Source organism: Plesiomonas sp., from assembly GCF_051652165.1.
Classification (GTDB): domain Bacteria; phylum Pseudomonadota; class Gammaproteobacteria; order Enterobacterales; family CAMTGL01; genus Plesiomonas.
On sequence record NZ_JBOFTR010000009.1, the window covers coordinates 71,123 to 82,189 of the forward strand.

General features: G+C 41.6%; 8 protein-coding genes and 5 tRNA genes. 5 read left to right on the forward strand and 8 right to left on the reverse strand.

The features are described 5' to 3' along the window. Positions 1 to 8: 8 nt before the first annotated feature. Together ptsH and cysK are read right to left on the reverse strand one after the other, a co-directional pair. Positions 9 to 266, reverse strand: a complete 258-nt coding sequence (ptsH, locus tag ACRC53_RS07590) for a phosphocarrier protein Hpr (RefSeq protein WP_438642887.1) — start codon at positions 264 to 266, stop codon at positions 9 to 11. A gap of 344 nt (positions 267 to 610) precedes the next feature. Beyond that, entirely contained in the window at positions 611 to 1,579 is a 969-nt protein-coding gene (cysK, locus tag ACRC53_RS07595) for a cysteine synthase A (RefSeq protein WP_438642888.1), read from the reverse strand. A 473-nt stretch (positions 1,580 to 2,052) separates the two neighbouring features. Here cysK and ACRC53_RS07600 point away from each other — a divergent pair, with 473 nt between their 5' ends. Then, on the forward strand, positions 2,053 to 3,177 hold the full coding sequence (locus tag ACRC53_RS07600) for a beta-ketoacyl-ACP synthase III (protein ID WP_438642889.1): 1,125 nt from the start codon (positions 2,053 to 2,055) through the stop codon (positions 3,175 to 3,177). An 80-nt stretch (positions 3,178 to 3,257) separates the two neighbouring features. On the opposite strand, the gene cysZ is transcribed toward ACRC53_RS07600, so the two are convergent. After that, entirely contained in the window at positions 3,258 to 4,028 is a 771-nt protein-coding gene (gene cysZ, locus ACRC53_RS07605) for a sulfate transporter CysZ (RefSeq protein ID WP_438642890.1), read from the reverse strand. Positions 4,029 to 4,338: 310 nt separating this feature from the next. Here cysZ and zipA point away from each other — a divergent pair, with 310 nt between their 5' ends. The 4 genes from zipA (at position 4,339) to ACRC53_RS07625 (ending at position 10,236) form a co-directional block, all read left to right on the forward strand. Further along, positions 4,339 to 5,208 carry a cell division protein ZipA gene (zipA, locus tag ACRC53_RS07610; RefSeq protein ID WP_438642891.1) on the forward strand — a complete coding sequence of 290 codons (870 nt, stop codon included), beginning with the start codon at positions 4,339 to 4,341 and terminating at the stop codon, positions 5,206 to 5,208. 88 nt (positions 5,209 to 5,296) lie between these two features. Next, positions 5,297 to 7,324 (forward strand): NAD-dependent DNA ligase LigA, encoded by a 2,028-nt coding sequence (gene ligA, locus ACRC53_RS07615; RefSeq protein ID WP_438642892.1) that lies wholly within the window; start codon positions 5,297 to 5,299, stop codon positions 7,322 to 7,324. A 506-nt stretch (positions 7,325 to 7,830) separates the two neighbouring features. Further along, on the forward strand, positions 7,831 to 9,276 hold the full coding sequence (locus ACRC53_RS07620) for an OprD family outer membrane porin (RefSeq protein WP_438642893.1): 1,446 nt from the start codon (positions 7,831 to 7,833) through the stop codon (positions 9,274 to 9,276). 771 nt (positions 9,277 to 10,047) lie between these two features. Further along, entirely contained in the window at positions 10,048 to 10,236 is a 189-nt protein-coding gene (locus tag ACRC53_RS07625) for a hypothetical protein (RefSeq protein ID WP_438642894.1), read from the forward strand. Between the two features lie 108 nt (positions 10,237 to 10,344). On the opposite strand, the gene ACRC53_RS07630 is transcribed toward ACRC53_RS07625, so the two are convergent. The 5 genes from ACRC53_RS07630 to ACRC53_RS07650 all read right to left on the reverse strand — a co-directional run bounded on the left by ACRC53_RS07630 (position 10,345) and on the right by ACRC53_RS07650 (position 11,018). Next, a tRNA-Lys gene (locus tag ACRC53_RS07630) sits at positions 10,345 to 10,420 on the reverse strand. Between the two features lie 102 nt (positions 10,421 to 10,522). Continuing rightward, positions 10,523 to 10,598 (reverse strand) — tRNA-Val (locus ACRC53_RS07635). 45 nt (positions 10,599 to 10,643) lie between these two features. After that, positions 10,644 to 10,719 (reverse strand) — tRNA-Lys (locus ACRC53_RS07640). A gap of 102 nt (positions 10,720 to 10,821) precedes the next feature. Continuing rightward, positions 10,822 to 10,897 (reverse strand) — tRNA-Val (locus ACRC53_RS07645). A gap of 45 nt (positions 10,898 to 10,942) precedes the next feature. After that, a tRNA-Lys gene (locus ACRC53_RS07650) sits at positions 10,943 to 11,018 on the reverse strand. Positions 11,019 to 11,067 lie beyond the last annotated feature (49 nt).

Here is an 11,067-nt window from a genome sequence, read left to right on the forward strand (position 1 = left end):
GAAGCTGATTACTCAAGTTCAGCCATCAATTTCACAAGGTGCTCAACCGCTTTTTGCTCGTCTTCGCCATCAGCAGAGATAGTGACAACCGTGCCTTGGGTCAACCCCAAAGTTTGCAGCTTAAACAGGCTCTTTGCACTTGCGCTTTTGCCATTAGAGTTAACTGTGATATCTGCAGTAAACGCTTTTGCTTCTTTGACAAACTGAGCAGCAGGGCGAGTGTGCAGACCGTTTGGTGCAGTAATAGTAACTTGTTTCTCAAACATAGTATTTCATCCCAATGAGTTGTGAAGGTTATACGTGGTGTGTAGAACACAACGAGCGTCAACCTGTTTTGTTATTAATATTGCTGTTCGAATTATACCGTAAGTTTATCAAAGTAAACGCGTAATACGCTGATCAATGTCTTTGACTGAAGATGCATTGTATAAGATTAACAATGCATAGCAAAAACGTCGCATACTCTGATTAATTTTACACGATGAAAAAATTGATTGGTTTAATACAAGAGAGGGGAAAATAAATCAATCACTGTGAGTATAGAACTTAGCGGTAGCGCACAAAAAGGCATCGATATTGATGCCTTTTTATACAATTTAGTCAAAGCGAACTATTGCTGCATTTCTTTTTCGGTAAAGATGTCAGCAAACAGTGCAGTGCTCAAATAACGCTCACCAGAAGAGGGCAAGAGTACGACAATAGTTTTCCCTGCAAACTCAGGTAACGCAGCGATATTATTAGCTGCAACGACCGCCGCTCCCGATGAAATGCCAGCTAAAATACCCTCTTCTTCCATTAAACGGCGTGCCATGCTAATGGCCTCTTCGTTCGTAATTAGCTCAACACGGTCTATCAGGCTCAAATCAAGATTTCCGGGAATAAAACCTGCACCAATCCCTTGGATTTTATGTGGGCCAGGTTTAATCTCTTCACCGGCCAGCGCCTGTGAAATGACCGGCGAGTCTTTTGGCTCAACTGCAACTGAGATAATCGCCTTGCCTTTTGTTTGTTTTAGATAGCGGCTCACACCCGTAAGTGTGCCGCCTGTTCCTACACCGGCAACAAATACATCAATATCGCCATCGGTATCATTCCAGATTTCAGGGCCAGTGGTTTTTTCGTGGATCTCAGGATTAGCGGGGTTGTTAAACTGCTGTAAAAGCACATAGCGTTCAGGTTCAGCCGCCACAATTTCTTCGGCTTTATTGATTGCGCCTTTCATCCCTTTTGCGCCTTCGGTTAAAATCAGGTTTGCACCGAGTGCTTTTAATAATTTACGGCGCTCTAAACTCATGGTTTCTGGCATGGTTAATGTCAATTTATAACCACGAGCGGCAGCAACATAAGCCAGTGCAATTCCTGTATTTCCACTTGTTGGCTCAATTAACTCTTTATCATGAGTAAGAATGCCACGTTTTTCAGCATCCCAAATCATATTGGCACCAATCCGGCACTTTACACTAAAACTTGGGTTACGGGCTTCAACTTTAACTAACACATTTCCATGGCTCACTCTGTTTAAGCGAACTAATGGGGTATGGCCAATGGTTTGTGAGTTATCTGCATAAATATTGCTCATAATCCAACTCCTTTCAGTAAAGTATTTGGTATATCGCGTATAACAGTCATACATGGTGGATTTTCATGCACACCAAAGCATACCCATTGTATCGATAGCTAAAATAAGTACGATGTTGATTGATATCACTACAGTGCCATGTATACCTGAGTAATTTGAATCTTACGTTAATAAATCAACATGTTAAAAATATAATACAGGTAGCATACGCCAGCTACTTGAGATGGAAAGTACCGATTATGTATATCGTTATTCAATGAGTGCAATTAGCCTATGCTACTAGAGTATCTAAGCTAATATTTACTACAGTGATAATGGCATCACTTATCACTTATCACTTAATTAACGCAGCTCGACTTTTATTAACAACGGCGTAATCTTAGGGATAGCTTGTATGAGAGTCTAGGTTTCACTTTTTTTATTAGCAGATTGCGAGCGTATTGGCATCTGTAATGTATGCACAAGGATGATATATGCAGCAGATTGTGATCAGTGGTTCTGGTCTTTATATCCCTCCCCATCAAATCACGAATGTGGAGTTAGTTAATACCTTTAATCAGTACGTTGCTCATTATAATGCTAAGAATCATGTGGCTATTACCACAGGGCAAATCGTACCTCTGCAAATGTCCAGCACTGAATTTATTGAAAAAGCTTCAGGCATTAAGCAGCGTTACGTCGTCGCATGTGAGGGCATTCTTAACCCTGATATTATGCATCCTTTACTGCCAGAACTGAGTGACGATCAACCCAGTGTCATGGCACAAATGGCTGTGATCGCAGCAAAAGAGGCATTATTATCAGCCAATCATGATGCAGCAGATATTGATTTAGTTATTGTCGCTGCGTCTAATTTACAGCGTGCTTATCCTGCTATCGCCATTGAAGTTCAAGCGTTGCTGGGTGCAAAAGGCTATGCATTTGATATGAATGTGGCTTGCTCATCAGCGACTTTTGCCATTAGTCAGGCGGTTGATGCAATTAATAGCGGTATGGCAAATACGGTTTTAATTGTTAATCCTGAAGTTTGCAGTGGGCACGCTAATTTTTGTGATCGTGATTCACACTTTATTTTTGGTGATGCATGCAGTGCTTTAGTGCTGGAAAAAGCAGAAAATAGCCAGAGCCGTAAAGCATTTCAAATTATCGATAGAACACTGCATACCCATTTTTCAAATAACATCCGCAATAACTTTGGTTTTTTGAATCGAGCTACACCAGAAACACAGTTCAACCGCGATAAGCTCTTTATGCAAGAGGGGCGGAAAGTGTTTAAAGAGGTGTTACCTTTAGTCAGCCAACTGCTTGAACAACAAGTAGAGCGGGTTGGATTAGAGAGCCATCAGCTCAAACGTTTATGGCTACATCAAGCAAACAGTAATATGAATGCCTTTTTAGCACGTAAAGTATTGGGTAGAGATCCGTTACCGCTCGATGCGCCAACTATTTTGCACGAGTTTGCCAATACCAGTTCAGCAGGTTCAATCATTGCTTTTCATCGTTATCATGATGATTTTTCTGTCGGTGATTACGGCGTACTTTGCGCATTCGGGGCAGGGTACTCAGTGGGATCGATATTACTACAGTGTGTGCGTTAGGTGATAAAAAAGGGCAAGTAATCAATGCCCTTTTTATCTATTTATACCGAAAGCCCCATTTTTTTAGCGTAAAGAGAATGTCAATTTACACCCGTTCCTTTCAGTTTTGGGCGATAACAAGTAACCCACATTGCCGTTGCCCCACAGACAGCCACGGGCATAATAACCAAATTTAGCAGTGGAATCATAGTACAAAAGCTAATTAATCCCCCAAACGTTAAACTTGTAATTCGGCGCTGTTTTAACGTATCACGCATAACAGTAAAGGGAATTTTATGGTTATCAAATGGATAATCTGAGTACTGTACTGCAAGCATCCACGCAGTGAGTAATAACCATAATAGAGGCGCAAGTGTTTGACCGATAACCGGAATAAGTGACACTAACAATAAAGCAGTAACCTTTGGCAAGTAATACACTAGCTTTCGTAATTCACGTTTTAAAATACGCGGCACATCACGCACTAATGTCATGACGCCTGTCACCGGAGGTGACTCTCCCGTTAAACGTGCTTCGAGTTGTTCTGCTAGCAACCCATTAAAAGGAGATGCAATAATATTGGCCAATGTGCTAAAAAAATAGCCAAATAATAGCAAGACGCTAATTACCGCTAATGGCCAAAGTAAATAATTAAGCCATTGCAACCAATCAGGGATATGAGACAACAGTTGGCCAATCCACTTTTGCATATGGCTTGCTAACCAATAAAACGCACCTCCTAGCAGTAATATATTTACAAGCAGGGGCAAAATAACATAACGACGAATGCCTGATGAAAAAGCCAGTTTCCATCCTTGTAAAAAAAAGCTCACACCATTTTCGGTAAGTTTTGTCTTTGTTGTTGATGACATAGTGTCTATCCACACAGTTTACTTACCTAAATCATAACGGTAGCACAACACAGATACTAGAGAGTAACAGGCTCAAACATCATGTTTATGTCGGCCAATTAAAAAATAACTAAAGTAGTGAAGGCTTTGGTTAACCGTTAAAAAACAATCAAGCGATTAAAAAATAGCCAAAAGATAGGTTTAAACCTCATAATGTATAGAGAATTTAGTGTCAGCACTTGAAGATAAGGGCGCTAACACATAAAGTTAGTGGCAGTTACTCTGCTCACTACTTGGGCATAGATCTTGAATTATTAAAGAGATACCAGCGATGCAGGATTTGCGTCTGATTTTGATTGTCGTGGGAGCGATAGCGATAGCTGCTTTGCTGTTGCATGGATTGTGGGCAAGCCGCAAGGAAAAACCGACGGTGTTTGGTCATAAACCCGTTAAGCGTTTGAAAGATAAACAGCCGCCAGAGCAAGATGAAGATCTTGAAGATCTTGAGCCTGTTCGGGTCAAAAAGAGGGTGCGTAGACAACCAGAAGAGCCATCATTTTCAGCAGTTGATGATGAAATTGACGACGATGTGTTGGATACAGCACCTGTGAATGCTCCAGTAAAAAAAGCGCCACAATCGCTTGATTTAGATAATGAGCATGATCAAGGTATTGAGCATACTGCATCAAACTCTCCGGTTACCGCTCATCGCGAAACAGAGAGTGAAGATGATCAACATGATATACCTGCACATACTGCCAAATCTGAGCCAGTAGAGCCTGAAGCACCGAAAAGTGATGTGCTCGTACTCAATGTAACAGCGCACGCAGGTCATGTTATTGATGGTGAGCGTTTGCTCAATAGCTTAATTCAGTTGGGTTTCCAACATGGAGAAATGGCTATTTTCCATCGTCACATTGATCCTATGGGGAGTGGCCCAATACTGTTTAGCCTCGCTAATATGGTAAAACCAGGTACTTTTGATGTTGCTAACATGGCTGCATTCACTACACCGGGAATCACTATTTTTATGCAAGTTCCTTCATATGGTGATGTAAATCAGAACTTTAAGTTGATGCTACAAGCGGCGCAACGTATTGCTGATGATGTCGGGGGTTTAGTACTCGATGATGAGCGCCGGATGTGGACACCACAGAAAAATGAAGAGTACAAAATGCGTATTAGAGCTGTGTGTGCGTAATATCGTAACAGTACACCGGTAGCAGTAGAATATCGTTTATCTAAAACCCTCGCTTTGGCGGGGGTTTTCTCATTAAGGGGGCAGACCTATGGCCGATAGCATTACACAACAGTTAGCCGAGTTACGAGCACAACTTCAGCACCATGAATATCTTTATTACGTGCTCGATCAGCCCTCGATACCTGATTCAGAATATGACCGCCAAATGCAGCAATTACGCGAGCTGGAAGCAAAATATCCTGAACTTATCACAGCCGATTCACCGACACAGCGTGTTGGGGGGATACCACTTAACAGCTTTTCACAAGTTCAGCACGAAGTTCCAATGCTTTCATTAGACAATGCCTTTGGTAATGACGACTTTTTAGCCTTTCAAAAAAGAGTACAAGATCGATTAGGTGATACCCAAACGCTCACTTACTCGTGCGAACCTAAACTTGATGGTTTAGCTGTCAGTTTATTGTATGTCGATGGTTTTTTGATTCAAGCTGCAACTCGTGGTGATGGCATGACAGGTGAAGATATTACCGAAAATGTGCGAACCATTCGCTCGATTCCCCTACGTTTGCATGCAAAATGTCCACCGCGTCTAGAAGTCCGTGGTGAAGTATTTATGACGCGAGATGGATTCGAGCGGATTAACGAGCTTGCTCGCCGCAAAGGTGAGAAACTGTTTGTAAATCCTCGTAATGCGGCAGCAGGGTCACTTCGTCAGCTTGATAGCAAAATTACCGCTCAACGTCCATTAGCCTTTTATGCTTATAGTATGGGTATCGCAGATACACATACTGGTCATCATCTGCCAGAAAGCCACATCGCACGCTTAAATGCATTGCGTGAGTGGGGGCTGCCCGTTAGCCATGAAGTGCAGCAAGTCAAGGGTGAACAGGCTGTATTGGCTTACTATGCCGATATTCTTGCACGGCGCGATCAGCTAAATTTTGACATTGATGGTGTCGTTATCAAAGTGGATGATCTTGCACTGCAAACCCAGTTAGGATTTGTAGCCAGAGCGCCCCGCTGGGCAATTGCCGTGAAATTTCCAGCACAAGAAGAGTTGACCACCGTACTAGATGTCGAGTTTCAGGTCGGTAGAACCGGCGCTATAACCCCCGTAGCGAAACTTACCCCTGTTTTTGTCGGTGGCGTTACCGTCAGTAGTGCTACGTTGCACAATGCAGACGAGATTACCCGTTTAGGGCTCTGTATTGGCGATACTGTTGTGATTCGGCGCGCAGGCGATGTTATCCCTAAAATTGCCGGCGTCGTGCTAGATCGCCGCCCTACATGTGTTACCGAGATTATATTTCCTACCGAGTGCCCTGTTTGTGCTTCTTCTGTTGAACGTATTGAAGGTGAAGCAGTGGCTCGTTGTAGTGGTGGCTTAATCTGCCCAGCTCAACGCAAAGAGGCTATCCGGCATTTTGCAGCTCGCCGTGCCTTTGATATTGAAGGAATGGGAGAGAAAATTATTGATCAACTGGTCGAGCGTGAGCTGATTCAAACTCCTGCAGATCTCTTTCAGCTTTCGCTCGGAGAGCTAACCCGTCTTGAACGAATGGGGCCAAAATCAGCACAGAATTTACTGAGAGCCATCGAAAAATCAAAGCAAACAACATTTGCTCGTTTTCTGTATGCGCTGGGGATCCGTGAAGTCGGCGAGGCGACTGCAGCTAATTTAGCGGCGCACTTTCATACACTAACCGCATTGTGTGCAGCAGATCATGAACGTTTACAAACAGTGCAAGATGTTGGAGTTGTGGTTGCTACACACATTTATCACTTTTTACGTGAACCGCATAACATCACGGTTATTGATAATCTGCTGCAACAGGGGGTTTCTTGGGTAGAAACATCGGGCGATACGTTAAATATGCCAATAGACTCACCATTATTAAATAAAACAGTAGTATTAACTGGAACACTAACGCAAATGACCCGAGAGGATGCAAAAGCGTATTTATTACAATTAGGGTGCAAAGTGACAGGAAGTGTATCAAGTAAAACAGACTATTTAATTGCCGGAGATGCCGCAGGCTCAAAATTAGCAAAAGCCCAAGCATTAGGTATTTCTATTCTGACTGAAGATGATTTTTTAGAAATAATTAACCGCTAATCTGCATCGCAAAATAAGCGCCCTGTTATAAATAAAATAGGGCGTAATTAGTGCGAAACGTATCATACTAATGCCCTCTTATTCATATATATTTGCGATGTACATCTTATTTTATTGACCCTTTATTTTTATTTATAGAGATTAGTTAAACGCAATAAGTCACTGTGTTAAGCATAACCAATTGAAATATAAGGTAAATATTGTATATCATTGATTTAACTCGTATTTGAAAGCCTGCCTTATAAATAGTTCCAGCCTCTTAGTAATATTTTTTTGCACTCTGTCATAATTTTATAAAAAAGCCATTAATAAGCATTGATGTTTTGCGCTGCGAAAGTACTCTTGTTACGTACCTACTGCCTCTCCACACGGAAGATTGAGGTAGTTGTGTTTTTTCCCGTGTGGGGTTTAGTTAGTTTTTATTTCTTTGGGAGAACTCTGATTAGCAGTGGCATAAATAACTGAATCAGAGCACGGATAAAATATCCAATAAATGGGAGTTCGTAATGGAAGCGAAACAATTTAAAGTTGCAGCTTTATCGCTGGCTGTTTTTGGTGCATTAGCATCAACATCAGTTATGGCCAAGCAAGATGGTGAAAGCCAAGCTTATGGTGCAAACTACGAAAAATTTATTGAAGAATCGACACTGAGTGGCGGTTTATTTTATTTCCAACGTGATCGTGATCGTCGTGGTAGTGGTATTCCTGGTGCAAACCAAGATGCGCCTTACGCACCTAATTTATCACATGCAACAACGCAAGTTGCATTGAACTTCAACTCAGGCTATGCGTGGGACTTTATCGGGTTAGATTTGGGCGGTTTCTATGCTTATGATTTAACACAAGGTGGTACAGCAGTAGATCAAGAGAACGAGTTCTCTTTCGCCGGTAACAAATGGGGCGGTAACTTCAAAGATGGCCAACCACATAAAGGGGCGAGTTTAAGTACCGCTGCATTGAAATTTAAAGCCTTTGATGGTGCATTAACCGCTAAAGGTGGTTTGACTCAACTGTATGTTCCAGGTTTGCTTGGTGTTAACTGGTCTTACCAACCAGGTACCTATTTAGGTGGTCAAGTTGAAGGTAACTACGGTGGCCTTTACGTAACAGGTGCATATGCAACCGAGTATAAATCACCATGGTACAGAGATACACAAAACTTCTCTCGTGCAAAAGCATGGATGGATCCGTTTGCTGCCGCTAACCAAATTGATTATATCTATGCTTTAGCAGCACGTTACACCTTTAGCAATGGTTTAGGGCTGACTGCAGGTTTTGGTCAATCTGAAAACTATATGGATAGCTATTTTGCTAAAGCAGCCTATAAGTTTGATGTGCTTGGTGGATTAAACACGAGCTACCAATTCTACGGTTCTAAAACCGACACTTATGTTGGGCCAGACGGTAAAGATATTCAAACCTATGATGGTTTAGCATGGCAACAAGCGTTAACTGCGGCGTTGAACTACAACCTGTATGATTTCCGTGCAGAAGCGTTGTTTACGAAGGCTGAAGGTGCTGAAGGCAACTACTTGCCTCGTTTAACCCGTGGTTATGGTAACTCACAAGGTGCAAATGAAATCTGGTGGGATTCTCGCTCTGACTGGAACGCAAACAATGAGAAGGCTATCTTCTTAGGCGTAACACGTAAGCTTGATGATCTGATGGGTGCTCCGGGTTGGGCTGTTGGTGTCTCTGGTGCTTATGGCTGGGGCATGGAAAAAGGCGATGGTACAAAAGCCTCGAACGGTGCGGATACAGAAAAAGCACTTAACTTTGACGTAATGTATACATTACAGGATGGCTTGGCGAAAGGGACATTGTTTAAACTGCATTATACTAAGTATGAAAACAATATCCCATCTGACGCTGGCTGGACTGAATTACCAAACGTCTTTGCGTCTGAACACGATGTTAAGTTCCACATTATCATGCCGTTATCTTTCTTCTAATAATACAGAAAGGTTCTGTTGTATGAGTAAAATAGGCCAAGTTTAACTGACGTAATTATATTCAACAGTTAATACAAGGTCATTATCTCGGTCTGAGTTTGGTTTGTTGTATAACCATACTCAGACTTTTTTATTTGTAGTGTAGATAAGACACTGTGATAGAACATAAATATACAGATAGCGATAATATTGGCTAACCTAAACGATGTGTTAATTTTTTTGTAAATTAAAGCCTCATTTTTTACTTATCTCGTGCTGCACTATTGTTTAATAGCGATAGTATAATCATCACCAGTGTCATACTGGGTTTGATGTATTCTTGCCTGCTTAAACCGCTTAAACCGCTTAAACCGCTTAAACCGCTTAAACCGCTTAAACCGCTTAAACCGCTTAAACCGCTTAAACTATATTAGGATCAATACTGTAAAAATAATATTAAAGCGAAATAATCTCTACATAGAGAAGAGTTGCTTTCTTATTAGAACAGTAAGTCAAATACAACATAATGCTCAACATAGCAAAGGGCTTAGGCATACAGCAAAATATCTTACCCAATGATAATTTTGGAAAAAGCCCAAAACAAAATACTTTCTCTTATGCAGTAAACACGCCGTAATCTGTTTTTTTAGACATAACTGCAATATGATCAGCTATCTCTTTTTTAGTAAGATGTAACCGTTATTTTTTATCATTAAATATGCGGTAAATATCACGTTATAAGATAGATTTTATAAGGAGATCTGTCTTGGGTCTTACTTGAGGAGTATTAAGATGAAAGCTGTAATTCTTGTATTATCACTTATGAGTGGAATATTCAGTGGTGCTGTTTTGGCAGCGAATGAACCTGTGACACAAACTCAGGCGCAATTAGCACCTAAAAACTATCTTGTCCAACTTTGTGTTGCTACTTTCCCTGGGGCAACGAATTTGTCAGATTGTTCTATTCATAATGGTAAATAAAGGCTAATCACAGAAATTTATTTGGTGGATAGAAAATGGCTAGGAATGCTGTAGTGATTATGTTTACACAATAAAAAAAGCGCCTTTCGGCGCTTTTTTTATTTTAGATGGTGGGTCGTGCAAGATTCGAACTTGCGACCAATTGATTAAAAGTCAACTGCTCTACCGACTGAGCTAACGACCCATCCTAAAACGGTTTGTATTTTACTGACTGAATCAACAGAGTGATGTTTATTCAACGTGACTCAATGCTGTGTTCACTCAAACCTTCACTGAAGAAGGAAATTGGTGGGCGATACCGGGTTCGAACCAGTGACCCCCTCCTTGTAAGGGAGGTGCTCTCCCAGCTGAGCTAATCGCCCTGGGATTTTCTGCTACAAGCAACCTGTGCATGTAACGAGAAAAGATGGTGGGTCGTGCAAGATTCGAACTTGCGACCAATTGATTAAAAGTCAACTGCTCTACCGACTGAGCTAACGACCCATCCTAAAACGGTTTGTATTTTACTGACTGAATCAACAGAGTTATGTTTATTCAACGTGACTCAATGCCGTGTTCACTCAAACCTTCACTGAAGAAGGAAATTGGTGGGCGATACCGGGTTCGAACCAGTGACCCCCTCCTTGTAAGGGAGGTGCTCTCCCAGCTGAGCTAATCGCCCTGGGATTTTCTGCTACAGGCAACATGTGCACATAACGAGAAAAGATGGTGGGTCGTGCAAGATTCGAACTTGCGACCAATTGATTAAAAGTCAACTGCTCTACCGACTGAGCTAACGACCCATCCTAAAACGGTTTGTATTTTACTGACTGAATCAACAGAGTTATGTTT